This is a genomic window from Arachnia propionica, from assembly GCF_037055325.1.
In the GTDB taxonomy this organism is placed as follows: domain Bacteria; phylum Actinomycetota; class Actinomycetes; order Propionibacteriales; family Propionibacteriaceae; genus Arachnia.
The window spans coordinates 3,239,364-3,257,299 of sequence record NZ_CP146373.1 but is presented as its reverse complement, the minus strand read 5'-3'; the positions used below and the strand labels follow the sequence as shown (position 1 = coordinate 3,257,299).

Sequence of the window (17,936 nt, the reverse complement as noted above, 5' to 3'; positions counted from 1 at the left end):
GGGTACCCGTCTCTGCTGTTCATGGCAGGCCTGCATCCATTTCGCGCCTCGAACCTCCCGCCGATTGTGATGGTATGCCCCGGTAGTCTCATTCCAAGGACGCAGTGGAAGGGAGCCGACGTGACCATGAAGACCCCCCGGAGGGCTGTGCTGGCCGCCGTGACGGCCTCGGCGCTGCTGTTGACTGGGTGCGCCCCCGGCGACTCCGGGCAAGAACGCGACACCCCACCCGATGGGGTGGCGGCAGCCGACGACGTGGTGGCAGGGCTTGTCGCGGGAATCCAGAAACTGGACCTCACGGGTGTGGCGCTATCCACCCCGCCCGCTGACGCCACCACTGAGCTGAAGACCATCTTCGCCGGCATGGACGACATCACGCCGACGGTGGAGTCGGCGGGAATCCGCTACGCCGCCGACGGCAAGACCGCCACCGCGCATCTCACCTACACCTTCCCCATCGGTCAGGAGGGCTGGAAGTACGCCACCACCGTCCCCCTGGAGAACGTGGATGGCACGTGGCAGGTGACGTGGTCGCCGACGGTGGTGCACGAGAAACTCTCTGCCACGACCCGCCTCAGGCACCAGCGCAGCTGGCCGAAACGCGCCGCCATCAACGACCGCGACGGGGTGGCGCTCGTCGAGGAACGCGCCGTCTACCAGGTCGGCATCGACAAGTCGAAGTCCGAGGAGTCCACGTGGCAGGCCGCCGCCACGCAGCTGGCCCAGCTGCTCGGAGTCGATGCCACCGAGTACACCCAGAAGGTCCTGGCGGGTGGCCCCAAACAGTTCGTGGTGGCCAAAACCGTCTCCCAGGACCAGGTTCCCTCCACGGTCTCCAGCATCCCCGGGGCCTTCGTGAAGGAGTCCACCGCCAGCGTCGCACCCTCGGACACGTTCGCCATCGGGCTGCTCGGCAGGGTTGGGAGTCCGTCGAAGGAACAGGTGGAGAAGTCGGGCGGCGCCCTGATGTCCTCGGACATGGTCGGGGTCAGTGGCCTCCAGCAGCGCTACGACGAGCAGTTGCGTGGGGCACCGAAGATCAACATCGATGTGGTGGGGCGCTCGGGTCAGAACGTCGGTCCCGTCTCGTTGTTCTCCCAGGAGGCCAGCGTCGGCAGCCCCATCCAGCTCTCGCTGGACCGCGCCATGCAGGAGAAGGCGGAATCGGTGCTGAACAGCCACGTCAGTTCCGGGATCGCGTCCCTGGTGGTGCTGGACGTCAAGGACGGCGGGGTGCTTGCCGCCGCCAACTCGGCGGGTGCGGGCGAATACCCCTACGCCACCTTCGGGAAATACGCGCCCGGCTCGACGTTCAAGATCGTCTCGTCGCTGGCGCTGCTGCGCGCCGGCCTGCGTGCCGACTCGGTGGTGCAGTGCCCCGCCACCATGCAGATCGGTGACCACACGTTGAAGAACTACGACGGTTACCCAGCCGACAAGACCGGCAGCGTCACCCTGACCCAGGCGGTCGCGAACTCCTGCAACACCGCGTTCGGGACCAACGCCGACAAGGTTTCACAGGAGAAGCTGCAGCAAGCCGCCGCCACCCTCGGGGTGGGTACTGATTACGACGCGGGATTCGCCTCGAACTTCGGGAAGGTGCAGTCCGCCGATGCCCCGCTGGACCTCTCGCTCAGCATGATCGGGCAGGGTGGCATCGAGATGTCGCCACTGGGCATGGCGACGGTCTCGGCCAGCGTCGCCTCAGGTGAGACGCGCATCCCGTGGCTGGTGAAGGGGCACGAGGCGAAGTCGACGGCCACACCGCTCAGTTCCGACGAGGCATCGCAGCTCCAGACGCTGATGAAGGCCGTCGTCACGGAGGGATCGGGCAATGTCCTTCAGGGAGTCATGACTGGCGCCAAGACCGGCACCGCCGAGTTCGGAAACGCCGCCGCCGACACCGCCCACGCCTGGATGATCGCCTGGAACGACAAGTACGCGGTGGCGGCCTTCGTCCAGGATGGCGACTCGGGTTCCGGGACAGCTGGCCCGCTCATCAAGGACATGTTCAGCTGAGCGGCCGTGCGTCAGCTGGCTGGCTCCACCGGCGTCGGGAGAGGCGCTCAGCCCGTGACGGTCATTGCCCGCGCCACGATGGCGGCGACGGCCAGCACCGCGACCAGACCCACCAGCGGCCACTGCCAGCGCTCCCGCTGTTCGCGGGGAAGCCAGATCAGGGCGGCGGTGACGGCCATGCCACCGAGCAGGCCACCCAGGTGACCCTGCCAGGAGATGAAGCTCGACCCCACGAAGGTGATGGCCACGTTCACGCCCAACCAGACGAGGATGGTGCGCACGTCGCCGTGGTGCTTCCACGCGATCAGCAGCACCGCGCCCATCATTCCGAAGATCGCCCCGGAAGCCCCCATGGTGGTGATGTACGGGTCGGAGAACCACATCACCACGGCGGAACCGGTCACCGCCGAAACCAGGTAGAGGGCTAGGAACCGGGCGCGTCCCAGCACCGATTCGAGCTGCGGGCCGAGCACGTAGAGGGCCGCCATGTTGAAGGCGATGTGAATGACGTCGAGGTGGGTGAAGGCGTTGGTCAGCACCTGCCACCAGGCCCCGGTGGCGACACCCTCCGTCCATGACGCCCCGAGGGTGGCGCACTGGGCCGGGGAGTCCACCGCAAGAATGTAGTGTTCCGTGGCGCAGAATCCCTGCGTCTGGATCGCCAGCATCCTGAACAGGGGGCTTCGCTGGCCCCCGGTCAGCAGAACGGCCAGCCAGACCACCGCATTAATCCCGACCAGCACCTGCGACGTCAGCGCCGGTTGGGTGCTGCGGGAGCCGCCGTAGGGCAGCTGCCCCTGGCGGGTTTGCCTGCGACCCGCCATGACGCATTCGGGGCATTGGAATCCGACGGACCCAGCCACCATGCACCGGGGGCAGATGGGACGGTGGCAGCGTTGGCAAACGATCCCCGTGGCCTGGTCGGGGTGCCGGTAGCAGGCGCTCTCTAGCATGGCCGCAAGGCTACCCGTCGCGGTCGTCACTTCGGCGGGAATCCGTCCCATTTGTCGCGGAACGGGTGGGCTCGACCTGCCGGGTATCGTGTTGGTCCATGGGCGCAGGGCATTCACATTCTCATTCGACGGAGGAACTGGAACACGTTGGCGTGAACTGGATGGCACGCAACATCCTGATCGGTTTCCTGGCGGTGCTCGGGGTCTTGACGGTGGCCGGGTTGATCTGGTTGTGGCCGTCGGGCCAGGACCTCTCCTCCATGGTGAAGAAGACCTACGACGCCCAGAACCTGACCCACGAGACCGCAACGATCACCGACATCAAGGATGGCTGCGACACCCAGCAGGTGGGGCAGGCGAAATGCCTGACGGCGACGGCCACCATCGACACCGGTGTGGATGCGGGCACGTCGGTGGAGATCCCGCTGCTCGGCCCGCAGGCGCAGTCCGGATTGAAGACCGGGGACGTGATGGAGGTCAACCGTATCGACACTGGCAACGGGATCAGCTGGTCCTACTCGTCGGTCAACCGGCTTCCGGTGCTGGGGGCGCTGGCCGTGCTGTTCGTCATCGTGGTGCTGGCGGTGGCGCGCTGGAAGGGGTTGTTCGCGCTGCTGGGGCTCGGGTTCGCCGGGGTGGTGCTCGTCGGTTTCATGCTGCCTGCCCTCATCACCGGCAAACCGGGCATCGTCGTGGCGCTGGTCGGGGGTACGGCGATCATGTTCGTGGTGCTGTACGTGGCCCACGGCGTCTCGATCCGGACGTCGACGGCCCTGGCCGGAACACTACTCGGGCTGGCGGTCACGGCTGGGCTGGGGGCGTTGTCCGCGGAGTTCGCCCGGCTGTCGGGTTTCGCCGAGGAGAACGAGTACGACCTGGCGCAGCTCCTGCCCGGGATGAATTTCCGGGAGCTGCTCATGGTGGGCATCATCGTCGGTGGGCTCGGTGTGCTCAACGACGTGACCATCACGCAGAGCTCCGCGGTGTGGGAGCTGCGCGCCGCGGCCCCGGCGATGGGTCGCGGGAAGTTGTTTGCCGCCGGCATGCGGATCGGTCGCGACCACATCGCCTCCACCATCTACACCATCGTCTTCGCCTACGCGGGCGGTTCCATGACGGTGCTCCTGCTGCTCTACTTCACCGACCGCTCCGCCGTCGCCCTGCTGAACGCGGAAATGTTCGCGGGCGAGATCGTCCGCACCCTCGGCAGTGCCATCGGCCTGGTGCTGAGCGTTCCCATCACGACGGGCATCGCGGCCCTGACCGTCGCATCCCCCGAGCCAGAACCGCGGGGACGGCGTGCGGTGGGTGTCGAGGTGGAGTGAGGGACGGTCGACTCCTCGCCCTTCAGGACAGCAGTCCGAGGGGAATGACCGCGACCCCGTCGTCGCGACGGTAGGCGTATTCGCCGGTGGTGACGACCACCTTGTCGACGAGGCGCTCGCCGATGCGATCGCCCAGCCAGTGGAGGTGCCGCACATCGGCGTCGTCGGGGTCGCGGGTCAGTGTGACGTCAATGGCCACCACCCTGCCCGCGGTGTTCTCGACGATGAGGTCGATCTCGTGGTCCCCGTTGCGGGTTCGCAGGTGCGATGTCCGCAGCTCGGCGGTCGTGGCAGGTGCCCTCACGCACAAGCTGACCAGGGATTCGACGATCCGTGGCGCAACGAGGCGATTGCACGACATCCCAAAGGACAAGCACAGGTGCCAGTGGGGTCGCTACACCTGGGCGATGGATCCTGTGACGGATGAGGGTTCCGGGCAGGACCGTCCTGTTCTGGACTGTGGGTGGGTTCAGCGGCGACCGGGATTGGTGTCGAAGGGGCGACGCCATCTGAGCCCGGGAAAACGGGCAAATCCGGCGTCCGTGGTGATGAAGGTGGCGCCGACCTCGATGGCCATGGCCGCCAGAAATGCATCGGGAATGACATTGCCTCGGGCCCCGAGGTCTCGGCAGAGGTTCTCGAAGATCCGCCAGTGCTCTCTTCCGGGGCGGATGCGGACCGTCGATGGGGCCGTCAGCACCGTCTGGCAGAAGTCCAATGCCACGTCGGGAGGTGTTGGGTCGCGAAAGACCCTGTGGTTCGTGACAATCCTGAGGAAACCGGACAGGATCTGCTCGGAGACCCCGAAGGGTTCGTCGCCCGACAAAGCGGCAATGAGCCATGCCGTGTGCTCGTCGAATCGAGGGGATTCGGGCCGGTGCGCATAGATGAAGAGATTGACATCAGCAAGCAGCACGGTCGCCATCCTCCAGGAGGACCGCGAGGGCTTCCTTGTCCTCAAGGTCGACGCCCGGCTGGAAGCCGCTACCGCCGAAGGTCGGCAGCGTGATTTTGTGGCGTGGCTGTGGTTGCTCTGCGAGCAGGACCTGCAGACTGTCAGAGATCACGTCGCTCAGAGTCTTCCCTTGGGAGGCTGCCCGTTCCTTGGCGCGCCGCAGCAGTCCTTCGTCCAACGTGATCGTGGTGCGCATTGATGCATCATAACATCTACCGTCTGCATCAAGATGCACACTGGCTCGTCGCGTAGGGCTGCTCCTCAGCGGTGGGTGAAAGATTTGTGCGATCTCGTGAAAGATTGTGGAGCGTATACGCCACAAATTCTTTCCACATGACATAACGACACGGGTTGCCGGGGCTATGGATTACTCGCCCTCGGGTTTGGTCAGCTGAGCCCGAAGATCATCGGTGGATATGCCCATCAGCGACGCGACGGGCAGCAGCGTGGTGTGTCCCTGGCGGTGGGCGGCGAGCAGGTCGCGCACCAGAAGGGTCGGGATGCGGGGTTGGGAGGCCTCGGCCACGCGGGCGGCGTGGTCCTGCTGCCGGCCCAGGGTCGCGACGACGTGATCCATGTCCACCGTCAGCAACCGGTTCCGTTCGGCCTCGTCGATCAACTTCAGGTTTCCCAGTCGGTGGGCCAGTACGGTCGGCGAGACCCGCAGCTCCCAGGTGAGTTCCTCGAACCAGCGCGAGCCCCGGTGGATGCGATCCGCCAGGGCCGCCTCCGGCATCAGCAGTTCCGTGGCGAACGCGTTGGCCCGCATCTCGCCTTCCCCATCATGGGTGTAGACGTTCTCGTCGGTGTGGAGCTGCTGGTCGTCGCTGGCTGCCAGATGCCCCAGCGCGTGGGCCAGGGTGAATCGCTGACGGGTGGGTACGACGGAGGTGGCGGCCAGGATCAGCCGGGTCGACTCGGTGGTCACCGCGAGCCCGTCGAGCCGCCCGAGGGGCTGGATGGCCACGTCGACTCCGAGATCTGTCTCGATCAGCGTCGCCAGATTGGCTGCCTGTTCCACGGGGGAGTGGAAGCTGTGGCGCAATCGCTTGGCCAGCTCGATGCCCTGTAAAGCCCAGCGATTGCCTTTCAGGTCCCCGGCCGCGAAGCGGATCTGCTGGGGGAAACCGAAGCCTTCCAGGGTTTCGCGCAGGTTTGTCAGCTCGCGGGCGCGGCTGAGTGAGGCACTGGCGCCGACCCCGTCTGATCCGGTGCGCGCCGCCGCGGCGAAACCGTCCTCGGTGCCCGTCAGCAGCCAGTCGACGGTGACGCCGCCCTGCTGTGCCGCGAGTGCCAACTCCAGGAATGTGAACCTTCTGCGGCCCGCGAGGGATTTGGACAGTTTGGTCTTCTCGAGGCCGATGCGAGCCCCGAACTCCGTGTGGGTCAGGTCCGATTCCTCGATCAGTTGTCGCACCCGTTCCTCGACACCCATGGAACGACCCTACAGATGAGTTGCTTCAATCGCAACGAGTTGCGTCATGCTCTACCGCAGTCCCGGAGTGAAGCCCGGGTGAAAGATTTTCGCGACGTCGTGAAAGGTTGTGGAGCGCGTACGCCACACAATCTTTCCACATGACATAACGACGACACCGGGGCCACACCCGTGATCTCGGGTGCGAAGAACCCCACCACGTGGAAGGACGCCGGTAACGGCACCTGGGCGACCGCCCACGACATGGTGCGGTTCTGCGATGTCTGCACCACCAACGCCGACCCGTCCGTCGAGGGTATGGCCGCCTATCCCGAACAGGTGTTCGTGGACGGCCAGCCCCTCACCCAGGTCGCGACCAGGGACGAGGTGACGTCCTCCAGCTTCTTCGTCGACGATCCCGACCCCGTCACGCTCAAGGAACCCGGCAACAGCCGGGGCGGCTACAACGTCAAACCGCACACCGGCACCTCCTACGTCATCGGTGTCAACCCGGCCGAGCACACGGTGGAGGTGGTCCAGCACTCGCGAGCCCTGACCATCTCGGCGGCCGGGGCCGCGCTCAAGGGGGTGACGGTCGAGAAGTACTCGCCTGTGCAGGAATGGGATTACGCCGACCCCGAGATCGGTCTTTTGAGCGGCGGTGCCATGGTGTTCGCCTCGGCCAACGACCTCACGATCGAGAACTCGACCTTCCGCTACTCCTCGGCGGCGTCGGCCCTCGGTGTCGCCAACTCGCAGAATTCGACGGTCAGCGGGAACGTCTTCGAGAACAACGGCGCGGGCGGCTTCGGGATCGACAAGTCCAGCAACATCACCGTTGAGAACAACCGGTGGACGTCGAACAACACCTCAGGTTTCAACACCACCTCCTGCGGCGCCTACTGCACCCTCGGGGACACCAAGATCACGCACGCGGAGGACATCCGCTTCGCCCACAACATCGTCGACTACTCGAACTCGGACAAGGACGCCTCCTTGCCGGAGAACTACAGCACGGATCGCCGGATTGGCGTCTGGTTCGACGAGGGAGTCATCAACTCCCAGATCGTGGGCAACTACTTCGTCAACGTACCGGTCGCGATCTTCAACGAGGTCTCCTCCAAGAACATGATCGCCTCCAACATCGTCGAGGGAGCCGGTGTCGGAATCCACGTCTCGGGGTCGGACGATACCCAGATCTGGAACAACACCATCTCGCACGCGTTGACGAGCATCTTCATTCAGGAGGACGCCCGTTCCAAGGGATGCAACGCGCGCGACGAGAACGGTGCCTGCACGGGACCGCAGAAGTGGAGCATCGAGCACGGTTTGTCGTGGGACACCACCGGCACCACGATCTACAACAACATCTTCTCCTCCGAGCAGACCACTGCGAAGGACGGTGATCCCTGGGCCTTTTCGATGATGATGAAGGTCACCGGTGACAAGAACATCGATGGCTCCGGTGCCGTCTACGCCAATGAGATGGTCACCGGCATCGACCACAACGCCTACTACCGGGCCCCTGCGCAGGCGAACGTGCCCAGCACCACCGTGCTGTGGAACTGGGGACCGAACAAGCCGGGAGACAGCGTCAACGCGGAAACTCTCGCCGATTTCACCAACAGTGAACACGTGACGGCCGCCGGTCGCGAGGCCAATGGCCTGGATCTGCGGGGCAGTCGCGAGGAGAACCCCCTCTTCGTGAAGGAAGCTGCGGACCCGACGGCATGGAAGACCTCCGACTTCCATCCCAAACCCGGTGGACCCGCGGTCGGTTCGGGCCAGCCGCTGCCTGACGACGTCGCCAAGGCGATCGGTGTTGAGGCGGGCAAGCCCGTGGATCGCGGCGCCCTGGTCAACGCGGCCTGGCAGGCGTAAAGGCCGCCATCACATCGGTGAATCCGTGCCGGTGGGCGGGAAAGGACTTCCTGTCCCACCCACCGGCACGTTCAGGCCGCGCCTGCGGGCGATGCCGTCTGTAGGCGCAGGGCGCGATTGAGGTGAAGGATGTCGCCGGGGACTCATTCCTCGTGGAAGAGCTTGCCTCCGAAGCGTTTCGCGATCTCCTTGCCGTCCTGGTTGGCGGACTTCAGCATGCCGACGACCGCCCACGCGAGGGCATTCTCGGTGAGGTTGTCGGCCAGGAGGGTGTGGCGGAACATCAGGACAGCGGAGTCGTCGATGGGCTCGAGGTAGATGTGTCCGAAGGTGTAGGAGTTATCGAGGGCGACGAACTCCAGCAGCTCGGGGGTGAGGGTGAGCTCCTTGACCATGAGGATCTCGATGGTGACGAACGAGGTGGTGTCCTCCTCGTCGACCCGGATGAACGCCCGAGCCGATTCGTGGCGCAGCGTGAAGGTGTTCTCGTCGGCCTTCTGCAGGTTGCTGCTGATCTTGAGCAGCAGCTTCTGCACCTTGGCGAGGGCGGGGCGGTCGGATTTCATGGCAATCCTTACTCATGGGCCGGGAGATACGTCCGGATCGTTCAGGGACATGGTCCAACATACTTGCCGATCGGTTGTCGCGACACCCGGACCAGGGAGTTCGTCGGGCACGGTGAAAGAAGTCAGTACTCGTACTTGGATGGGAAAATCTCCATGAGAAAATCCCAGACTTCCTGCGGCAGAATGACGTCTAGCGCGAGCACCACTGTCGTGAGGATCACAAGTATCAGGAAGGTTTTCACCCAGTCGGGCATTTCTGCTCCCCCCTCCTGATTCTGCCCTCCGGGCGGTATCTGCCATGACGGTGGCTGACCGGGTGGGGGCATGGTCGGGTAGCGCGTAGCTGCCGTGTCTTCATACTTGGGCGTCCCTCCAGTCGCAGATCGGGGTGGACTCACGTGGTCGTCGCCGGAAAGTTCCGACGCCACTGTAGAACCTCAGGAGGTCTTTGGAGCCTTCACTTCCTGTCCAGATCCTTCAGGATGGTGAGAATGTTCGGGGTGATCCGATCCGGGGCCTGGCCGCCGATCCTGTCGGCTGCGTGGTGGAACGCCGCCGCCCGCGACAGACCGCCGTCGCGCAGATGCCGGTAGACGGCGACGAGCTGTTTGCCGAGCACCACATCGGTGAGGTCGATGTCGGTGGCGGTGTGTTCCTCTCTCAGTTCCTCGAACGCTCCGTTGCTGATGAGCGGGATTGTCAGGTTCTCGTAAACCCATCGCGGCCCCAGGATGTGTGCTGAGGTGTCCGTGACGAACGCGATGTCCTTCCGGATTTCCTCCCGGGTGGGGGTGTGGCCGTCGGGAAGTGTGGCGCGTTCCTCGATGAGTCCGTCGATGGGCCAGCGTCCGGGGACGTGGGTGGTGCTGAAGGGGTATGACCGCATGATCCGGAACAATCTGGTCAGCCACTCTCCGCGGAGACCGCCGATGGCTTCGAAGTGCGCCATCACGCGGCCCGCGGCGCCGTCGCTGCGGGTGGGTTTGGCTTGGGCGCCGATCTGGACCCGTTCGGCGCGTTTCTGTTCCGAGAGTTGGCTCCTGGCCACTCGGGTCAGGTAGGCGGGGAGGTTCTTGACGACGCGGTCTGGGTGACGTCTGTTGTCGCGGGCGAGCTGGTTCACCATGCGTTCGATGAGGTCGTGGTGGAGATCTAGGCATCCGGTTTCCTGGCAGGAGGGATGCAGTCCTGTTCCTTCGGGATCTTTGTGACCGTAGGGTGCCGTCCGGGTGGGGCAGCTCGCGAGGTGGTGGAACCGGGCTGATCGTTCGGCGCGGGCGATGTGCCAGGCCGCCTCGGCCACGGGGGCAATGTCGATGCCGCACCATCGTGCCTCCCTGGCTGTTCCGGCTGCGGCTTCCCCCGTCATGGCAAGCAGTTTTTCTCACCCTTGTGGCAGAAGGTGGGGACGGAACGAAATTGACACAGAAATGGCACAGGCGGTGCCACGCCGGGATGCCGGATACCGCATCCCGGTGTAGCCGGTGGCTGTCCGTCATGATGATCTGAAAGGAGGGAACTCGGTGGAATCATCACGAGACCGACTGCGCGGATCCCTCCGTCGGGCATGGAGGATGCGGTGGGGTACCAGGAGTTGAGGGTGGGTGTGTGATGCGAACCGAACGGTCGTCGATCCGTCACATCGGCCTGGGAACGGTGCTGATTGGACGCGAACCTGTCGCGCCCGCCGGCGCGGTCGTGATCAACCTGCCCGGTACCGTGTTGGATGTCGATCCAGCGCGTCCTGATCTCGTGCCGTCGTGTCTGGTGGGGGACGTCGACCTGGCCATCTCTGGGGTGAAACAGATTTTCGGAAGGGCGGTCGCCAAGGGACTGCTGGACGTGGTCTCCGGGGAGGGGGCCGAGTCCGGGATCTACCAGGTGCGCGGGGGTGAGGTGCTGGGGTTGCTGCGCGGGTTGGCGGAGATCCGCTGGTGCCGCGACAACTCTGACCTGCTGCTCGATTCCCTGCTGCTGGAGCTGGAGGAACTGACCCTCCTGAGTCGCCTTTCCGGTCGGATCGAGGTGGACCGGGAGTGGCGGAAACCGCTGCTGGCCCTGCTTGGTTGCCTGACGCAGAGCCCGGAGAGGCTGTTGCGCATCCAGGGGCATCCGGTGGCGATGAATCTGCTGCTGGAAGCCTCCGATGTTCTGGCGGGATCGGCAATCCCGGATCCCGCGCCTGTGGGCCGCCCGGAGGTGTTCCGGTACGCGCTGGCCGCGGGTGGGGTCGAACCCGAGGACGAGGAGAGCGAGGACATCGAACCCTGCCTGCCGCCGGGGTCCTGTGGGGAGCGTGCCTCGGAGGATGCGCGGTGCCTGACCGCCCAGGGGGTGTTCGACCTGCGGCTGTACGTCATCACCGCCGACCGGGGGCTCTTGGAGACGGGGCTTTCCACGCTGGAGGCTGCGACGGAGACCTGGCGGGCCGGCGGGGCCCGAGCGGAGGCCGCGGCGGTACGGGACCTGCTCGATCTGGCCCGGGAACCCGATTTTCCCGCGAACTGGCCCGTGCGTCCCAGCGTCGCGGAACAGGTGCATGTGCGCCTCGGCGCGGAGCCGGGGAGAAGATCGTCGGTTCGCTGGCCGTGATGTCGGTTTGCTGCCCTCCGCCAACGCCTGTTGCCGGTAGCTTTCGTGCACCCGTTCCGCCAGGTGTTCGATGCTCTCGGAATCCAGTAGTGGCGGGGTGTCGCTGGTGACCGTCCAGCCGGAACGCTGCATCATCTCCGGCAGGCGGGAGGCCAGGTCGAGGACCCACTGCCGCACGTCGTGGATGTCGGCGTTGCCGGGTAGCGCGTCGGCGATGTCGCCGTCGTTCTCGTCCCGCACGATGTCCGCGCTGAACAGGCTCGGGGAGTCCGGCGGCCAGCTTTCGGCGTCGCGACGAAGCTCGGAGTGGAGCAGGTCGGCCTCGTTGCGTTTCAGGACCTTCGGGTCGGCCAGCAGCGCGTCCCGGGAGATCAACCGCACCCGGTCGGAGTCGTCCCTGAGCAGGTCCTCCCAATGGGTGCTCTGGTCCACGACCAGGCCGATGTGGGTGGAACCGAATCGAGGTGGCGTAGGGTCGAGGTATGGACGCCACTGCCCGGTTTCGCCGGTCGGGTCGGGTCAGGCTGCTCCGGGTGGCCGAACGGGTCGAGACCTGGACCTCCGACTCCGGCAGCCCCATGAGCGTTGAACCCGGTGACATGATTGTCACCTCCGGGGAGCGTACCTGGAGCATCACACCCGAATCCTTCGCCGCCACCTACGCGCAGGTCGAGGGGGATGTGTACGAACGAACCGGCGAGGTGTGGGCACGACCCGCAAAGCCGGGGGAGCGGGTGGCGACCCAGGAGGGGGAGGATGTCGCGGGGGAGGGCCAGTGGCGGGTCACCGACGATGACGGCAACTCGTGGTTCGTCCTAGAGGACGTTTTCACGGCGAACTACCGCCCCGCACCCAAAGCCGGTTGAGCCGACTCAACCGGCTTCCGGAGATATGTCGACACGAGCGTCGGGCGGGGCGGTCGCCAGTTCTATGTTGGCGGCGGCCAGGATGCGGGGCAGGTGGCGCATGATCGCGATGTCGTAGTGCTGGACATCCTTGATCTTGGCCCAGGGTTTGGCCCATTCGTGGTCCCCGCGACCGTTGCGGCGTTCGTGAATGGCCCAGCGACGGTGCTCCAGCCGACCGAGTTCTGTCAGCAGTTCCTCGTCCAGCGTCGCCTCTCCCTCCTGCGTGGGGCGACGCCACGTCAGGCCCGCCGCGGCGTGGGTCACCGCGCTGCCCGTGATGGCCGCCCGGTTGCTGGCCTTAGTGAAATCGTCCAGGTTCTCCCACAGTTCCAGCGCCAGCGGCGAACCCGTCGCGTTGCCCGTCTCCTCGCTGATCCGCTGGTAGGCCAGGTGCACCTGCGGGGCCAGCAGTTCCACCAGCTCCGGGGTGAGCAGCGGGTCGTGGCCGGCGGGACGGCGGGGGGTGAAGCCGGCGCGGGCGGCCAGCACCGGCAGCCGCGACGCCAGCTCCAGGGCCGTCAACCAGGTGCCCGGAGTCTTGTCCCGGTCGAGCAGCCCCAGGATTCGCGACGCCATCGCGGCCAGTTCTGGCGGGGCCAGCAGGATCGCCGACGGCTCCCTCACCCCGCCGGGGGCCAGCTCCACCGACCCCGCCGCGAGCAGCTCCTCGCAGGCCCCGGCGAGCTTTGTCAGCTGCCCTCGCAGCTCCTCCGATTGGGCCTCCCAGGCCGCCCGACCGTCCGGGGAGTGGGCGACGTCGGCGAAAATCGGCCCCTCGGACCGGGTGGCCTCGGCGTCCGCGGCGCTCAGCCAGGCGACGTCGTCCAGGATCAACCGGGCCAGCTGCTGCATCGGGGAGAACCGCGGATCCAGGGCCAGCACCGCCGACTTCTCCAGCGTGAAATGCGCCACCCCGGGAAGCTGCGGCCAACGGATCCCGCCGGGGGTGATCATCGCGACCCGAGCCTCCCGCACCTCCCGGGCCACCGCGGCCGCGACGACGGGGGTCAGCATGTCGTCGTCGCAGGCGACGATCACCGCCGGCCCGGTGGGGGTGCCGCGTTTGGGGGGAGGAGCGTCCCAGCTGGCCAGCAGCTCGCCGATCCGCCGCAGCACCGGTTCCGGGCGCAGCGACCCCTGCGACCACGAGATCCGCGCCGCCCCGCCCGCCCAGTCGGCCACGTCGCGGGCCCAGCTTTCGTCGCGACCCACGCAGTGCACGACCATCGGCTGGCCCGGTTCGGACCAGCCCGCCACCAGCTCCTCGGCGAGGGTGGCGTTCAGGGGGCCGTCGCCGACGATGATCGGCGGCGGGGCCACCCGGTTCGGGGTCGATGGCGCCACGGCAGCCAGCACCAACCGTGCCAGTCGCCTCCCGTAGGCGGTGGCCCGCACCCGCGGATGCCCCTCCCACAGCGCCGCGACCGCGTCGTCGCGGAAGACGACCTCGATCGCCGCGTTTCCCGGGGCGGCCAGCCACTGAGTGAGCAGCCTCGCCGTGACGTCATCGTGGACATCGGGGCCGATCCGTCGCGGTCCGGGCGTCACAGTGGCATTCTGAGGCATGGGACAAGTCTGGCATCCGCGTGGAAAGGTGTGACGTGGAGGAAGCGGGACGGCGCCACCGGGTGGTGCAGATCGTCGGTGACGGCGTGGACGGCGACTGGTTGACGTGGCGTTGGAACGACCCCTACCGACCGGTCGGGGTGCATCGTGTCAAAGAGCTCGGGGAAGCGGTCAGGACGTTCCGTGCCGCCCTGCCTCGGGAACCGGACTCGGACAGGAAGAAGAACCGCGACAGCCCGCGGCGGCTCGCGACCTCCAAAACCGTGAGCCGGCAGGACGTCCTGGAGAAGCTGGGGCTGTACGGCCCCCTGACCCGCTACGACGATGAACGAAAGCTGATGCAGGACTTGTCGAAGGCGCTGCTGCCCGATGACCTGCGCCGCCAGCTGGTCGAAGCGACCGCCGAGGGGGAACGCGTGGAGGTGCGGGTGGCCCCCAGTCCACCCGCTGCCGTCGTGCCGTGGGGACTGCTGGTGCTCGATGACGATGACATGCGGCTGCTGGATGTCGCAGACGTTTCCTGGATCGCTCCGATCCTGCCTCGTGACATCGATCCGGACGCGCCCGAGGTCACCCCCGCGACGGGCGGTCGGGCGCTGCACATCATCGATCCTAGAACCAGCCGGGGAAGGGTGCTCTCGGAGAGGTTCGAGCCCTGCGACTGCCACGGGCACGGTGCGGAACGGTTCTTTGCCCAGGGCAACGGCGTGGAGGAGCTCCGGGACGTCCTCGACGCCGGGGCCGGGAAGATCGCGCGACTGCTCATGATCGGGCACTGCGCCACAGGGGCGAGTGACGCCGCCGACACCGTGTTCCTCATGGGTGACGGCGAGGCGAACAAGCTGCGGGCCTCGCGGCTGGTGCGAGAGGCCGGGAGGTGGTCGATGCCTCCCAGGGTCGGGGTGGTGGCGTGCGCCTCGGGCACCGACCTGACCCAGCACGAACCCTTCGGGCTCGGCACCGCGCTGCTGATCAACGGCGCTGAGGTGGTGCACGCGACCCTGTGGCCGCTCCCCACCGACCACGCCATCAGACTCGTGAACGCCAGGGCAGTGGGAGCTTTCGGATGGTTGGCGCAGGCCGTCGACCACGCCCAGTCTGACGCCGACCCGGTGGCATCGCTGTGCGACCTGCAGCGCAGAAAGCTCGCCGCCTGGCGGGAGAGGCCCGGCCTGGGATCCTCCCCGCTGCTGTGGGGTGCGCTGATCGCCATGACGGCACCCGCCGGACGTCGCTGCAGCCCCGGTTCCACCCGAATTTCGTAGCCCGCGGGCTATCAGATTCCCGTTTGCGGATGAGTCATCTAGCTTCAGCGCATACTCTGGGGCTCATGGAACAGCAGGATCAGCAGCCGGCGACCGAGCCGGAGAAGAAACGCGGTCGCTCATCGAAACGCCCGAAGTCCCGCGCCCGAAAGATTGTGGCGAGGACCGGGTTGGCGATGCTCGTGTTGTTCCTCGTCGTGAGCCTGGTGGGGGTGGGTGCTTTCCTGTACCTGTATGCGACGACGAAGCTACCGGACCCGAATAGCGACTTCACCACCAATACCACCTTCATTTATTACAACGACGGGCAGGAGCAGCTCGGCTCCCTGGCCGTGCAGAACCGCATCACCCTCGAATACGACAAGATGCCGCAGGTGATGAAGGACGCGGTGGTGGCGGCTGAGAACTCCACCTTCTTCACCGATCCGGGGTTCTCCCTGCCCGGCATGTTCCGTGGCCTGTGGACCATCGCCCGGGGCGGTGACGTGCAGGGCGGCTCCACCATCACCCAGCAGTACATCAAGATCCTTTACTTGAGCTCTGAACGCACCGCGGGCCGCAAGATCCGCGAGTTGATCCTGGCCATGAAGATGGGTCGGGAGGTGCCCAAGGAGAAGATCCTGGAGGGCTACCTCAACACCATCTACTTCGGTCGGGGCGCCTACGGCATTGAGGCTGCCGCTAAGTCGTATTTCCTCAAGTCGGCCTCCGAACTCAGCCTGTCCGAGGCCGCGACTCTCGCAGCCATCCTCAACAACCCAGCCGGCCTCAACCCGTCCGCTGGTGAGAAGAGCAGGGAACGGCTCCTGGGGCGCTACCAGTACGTCCTCGATCAGATGCTGGCCAATGGCTACATCACTCAGGCCGATCACGACGCGGCCCATCCCGCCCTCCCCGAGTTTCCCGAGGTGCCCGTCTCCGATCGCTACGGCGGCCCCAAGGGATTCCTGGTGGCCCAGGTGGAGCAGGAACTGTCGAACCTCGGGTACAGCGACGCCGAGGTGCAAGGTGGCGGCCTCAAAGTGATCACTACCCTCGACAAGAACATGCAGGACGCCGCCGTTGCCACCGCGCAGAAGTACACGGAGGAGGCCGCGACCAAGGCGAAACCCCAGCAGGATGCGTCTCAACTGCACGTCGCGATTTCGTCGGTCGATACCGCCACCGGCGGGGTCCTGGCGATGTACGGCGGTCCTGACTACACGACGAACTCCCGCAACTGGTCGATGACGCCGCGTCCTGCCGCATCCACCTTCAAGTCGTTTGCGACCGTGGCGGGTCTGCGCAACGGCTACTCCCTTGACAGCACCCTCAAGGGCGACACGTTCACCCCGCGTGGTGAAGGCGTCCCGGTACGCAACGAGTTCAGTGAGCAGTACGGCGATGTGACGCTGCGCAAGGCAGTCGCCGAATCCATCAACACAGCCTTCGTGGACATGACGGTATCCATGAACAACGGCCCTGCCGCCGTCATCAAGGCCGCCAACGACGCGGGTGCCCCGACCGGGGCGGGATGGGATGCCAACAACCGCATCGCCCTGGGCGCCGCCGAGGTGAGCCCGCTCAACATGGCAAACGCCTACGCCAGCCTCGCGGATTCTGGGAAACGCAAGGAGACCCACTTCGTGGCGAAGGTGCTGGACCGCAACGGCAACACCGTCTATGAGGCGAAGAACGAGGCCACCCAGGCCATCGAGGAGAACGTGGCCGCCAATGTCACGGACGCGCTGACCTCCGTGGTTGAGGAGGGCACCGGAGCGAAGGCGTCGCAGCTGAACCGTCCCGTCGCGGGCAAGACCGGAACCAACGGTGTCGATGACACCATCACCTCCGCATGGTTCGTCGGCTACACCCGGCAGATCTCCACGGCGGTCATGTACGTCGCCGGTGACTCCGGGAATGAGAACCTCGATGCCTACAAGAAACCCGGGGACAAGACCTTCTTCGGTTCCGGCTATCCGTTGACGACGTGGGTGGAGTACATGCAGACCGCCACCAAGGGGCAGGAGGTCAAGCAGTTCGACAAGGCCAAACCGATCCAGGGGAAGTCGATCGCCCCGTCGGAGAGTTCCAGCCCGAGCATCCAACCCAGCCCGAGCGGCCACCCCAGCCCGAGCGGCCAACCCACTGAGGAATCGTCGGCTGAGGGCAGGCGGCCCACTTCCGAGCCCACCGATTCGGGTCGGGTCACGCCCTCCACGCAGCCGACCCGCGGCAGGTCGTCGCAGTGGCCCACCAAGCAGCCGAGCAACGATGGCAGGGCCACGCAGCAACCAACAGGCGGTGGAAACAACAACCTGCCGACCAATCCCGGCGACGATGAGCGGGGCCCCGGTGGTGGCCGGCAGGGAGACCAGAACGGCCAGGGGGGCGACAACGGCCGGGGCTGGGAGGAGGACTGACATCCTCGGGTCCCTGCGTCCTTAGCCGCTGTCGTGTCCATGTCGCCGGGGAGTAGGGCATGTGCTGGCTGTTCCGGCAGCTGTTCGCGC

At 66.1% G+C, this 17,936-nt stretch carries 16 protein-coding genes; 7 read left to right on the top strand and 9 right to left on the bottom strand.

The features are described from left to right. The first annotated feature begins 126 nt into the window (after positions 1-126). Complete coding sequence (locus V7R84_RS15085; protein ID WP_338573929.1) at positions 127-2,019, top strand: penicillin-binding transpeptidase domain-containing protein; 1,893 nt, start codon at positions 127-129, stop codon at positions 2,017-2,019. A 47-nt stretch (positions 2,020-2,066) separates the two neighbouring features. On the opposite strand, the gene V7R84_RS15080 is transcribed toward V7R84_RS15085, so the two are convergent. Next, positions 2,067-2,972 carry a rhomboid family intramembrane serine protease gene (locus V7R84_RS15080; RefSeq protein ID WP_338570587.1) on the bottom strand — a complete coding sequence of 302 codons (906 nt, stop codon included), beginning with the start codon at positions 2,970-2,972 and terminating at the stop codon, positions 2,067-2,069. 161 nt (positions 2,973-3,133) lie between these two features. Between V7R84_RS15080 and V7R84_RS15075 the strand changes: the two genes are divergently transcribed. Beyond that, entirely contained in the window at positions 3,134-4,297 is a 1,164-nt protein-coding gene (locus V7R84_RS15075) for a YibE/F family protein (RefSeq protein WP_338570584.1), read from the top strand. A 22-nt stretch (positions 4,298-4,319) separates the two neighbouring features. Here the strand turns inward: V7R84_RS15075 and V7R84_RS15070 are convergent, their stop codons facing one another. The 4 genes from V7R84_RS15070 to V7R84_RS15055 all read right to left on the bottom strand — a co-directional run bounded on the left by V7R84_RS15070 (position 4,320) and on the right by V7R84_RS15055 (position 6,687). Further along, a complete protein-coding gene (locus V7R84_RS15070; RefSeq protein WP_338570581.1) occupies positions 4,320-4,601 on the bottom strand; it encodes a hypothetical protein in 282 nt (93 codons plus the stop codon). 165 nt (positions 4,602-4,766) lie between these two features. After that, on the bottom strand, positions 4,767-5,222 hold the full coding sequence (locus V7R84_RS15065) for a type II toxin-antitoxin system VapC family toxin (protein ID WP_338570579.1): 456 nt from the start codon (positions 5,220-5,222) through the stop codon (positions 4,767-4,769). Beyond that, positions 5,200-5,448 (bottom strand): DUF2191 domain-containing protein, encoded by a 249-nt coding sequence (locus V7R84_RS15060; RefSeq protein WP_014848047.1) that lies wholly within the window; start codon positions 5,446-5,448, stop codon positions 5,200-5,202. The genes V7R84_RS15065 and V7R84_RS15060 overlap by 23 nt, the downstream gene beginning before the upstream one ends. A gap of 171 nt (positions 5,449-5,619) precedes the next feature. Beyond that, positions 5,620-6,687 (bottom strand): XRE family transcriptional regulator, encoded by a 1,068-nt coding sequence (locus V7R84_RS15055; protein WP_338570569.1) that lies wholly within the window; start codon positions 6,685-6,687, stop codon positions 5,620-5,622. A 171-nt stretch (positions 6,688-6,858) separates the two neighbouring features. On the opposite strand from V7R84_RS15055, the gene V7R84_RS15050 reads away from it, so the two are divergent. Continuing rightward, on the top strand, positions 6,859-8,547 hold the full coding sequence (locus tag V7R84_RS15050; RefSeq protein ID WP_338570566.1) for a right-handed parallel beta-helix repeat-containing protein: 1,689 nt from the start codon (positions 6,859-6,861) through the stop codon (positions 8,545-8,547). Between the two features lie 143 nt (positions 8,548-8,690). On the opposite strand, the gene V7R84_RS15045 is transcribed toward V7R84_RS15050, so the two are convergent. The 3 genes from V7R84_RS15045 to V7R84_RS15035 all read right to left on the bottom strand — a co-directional run bounded on the left by V7R84_RS15045 (position 8,691) and on the right by V7R84_RS15035 (position 10,482). Continuing rightward, on the bottom strand, positions 8,691-9,113 hold the full coding sequence (locus tag V7R84_RS15045) for a T3SS (YopN, CesT) and YbjN peptide-binding chaperone 1 (RefSeq protein ID WP_338570564.1): 423 nt from the start codon (positions 9,111-9,113) through the stop codon (positions 8,691-8,693). A 122-nt stretch (positions 9,114-9,235) separates the two neighbouring features. Continuing rightward, positions 9,236-9,367, bottom strand: a complete 132-nt coding sequence (locus V7R84_RS15040; protein ID WP_338570562.1) for a hypothetical protein — start codon at positions 9,365-9,367, stop codon at positions 9,236-9,238. Between the two features lie 203 nt (positions 9,368-9,570). Further along, positions 9,571-10,482 (bottom strand): hypothetical protein, encoded by a 912-nt coding sequence (locus tag V7R84_RS15035; RefSeq protein ID WP_338570560.1) that lies wholly within the window; start codon positions 10,480-10,482, stop codon positions 9,571-9,573. Positions 10,483-10,724: 242 nt separating this feature from the next. On the opposite strand from V7R84_RS15035, the gene V7R84_RS15030 reads away from it, so the two are divergent. Together V7R84_RS15030 and V7R84_RS15025 are read left to right on the top strand one after the other, a co-directional pair. After that, positions 10,725-11,705: a hypothetical protein gene (locus tag V7R84_RS15030; RefSeq protein ID WP_338570558.1), complete on the top strand. Its 981-nt coding sequence runs from the start codon at positions 10,725-10,727 to the stop codon at positions 11,703-11,705. A gap of 482 nt (positions 11,706-12,187) precedes the next feature. Next, entirely contained in the window at positions 12,188-12,571 is a 384-nt protein-coding gene (locus V7R84_RS15025) for a hypothetical protein (protein WP_338570556.1), read from the top strand. A 6-nt stretch (positions 12,572-12,577) separates the two neighbouring features. On the opposite strand, the gene V7R84_RS15020 is transcribed toward V7R84_RS15025, so the two are convergent. Further along, positions 12,578-14,179, bottom strand: coding sequence for a hypothetical protein (locus tag V7R84_RS15020; RefSeq protein ID WP_338570553.1), 1,602 nt, complete (start codon positions 14,177-14,179; stop codon positions 12,578-12,580). Between the two features lie 35 nt (positions 14,180-14,214). Here V7R84_RS15020 and V7R84_RS15015 point away from each other — a divergent pair, with 35 nt between their 5' ends. Both V7R84_RS15015 and V7R84_RS15010 read left to right on the top strand, forming a co-directional pair. Further along, a complete protein-coding gene (locus V7R84_RS15015; RefSeq protein WP_338570550.1) occupies positions 14,215-15,444 on the top strand; it encodes a hypothetical protein in 1,230 nt (409 codons plus the stop codon). 65 nt (positions 15,445-15,509) lie between these two features. Then, positions 15,510-17,846, top strand: a complete 2,337-nt coding sequence (locus V7R84_RS15010; RefSeq protein WP_338570547.1) for a transglycosylase domain-containing protein — start codon at positions 15,510-15,512, stop codon at positions 17,844-17,846. Positions 17,847-17,936: the final 90 nt, after the last annotated feature.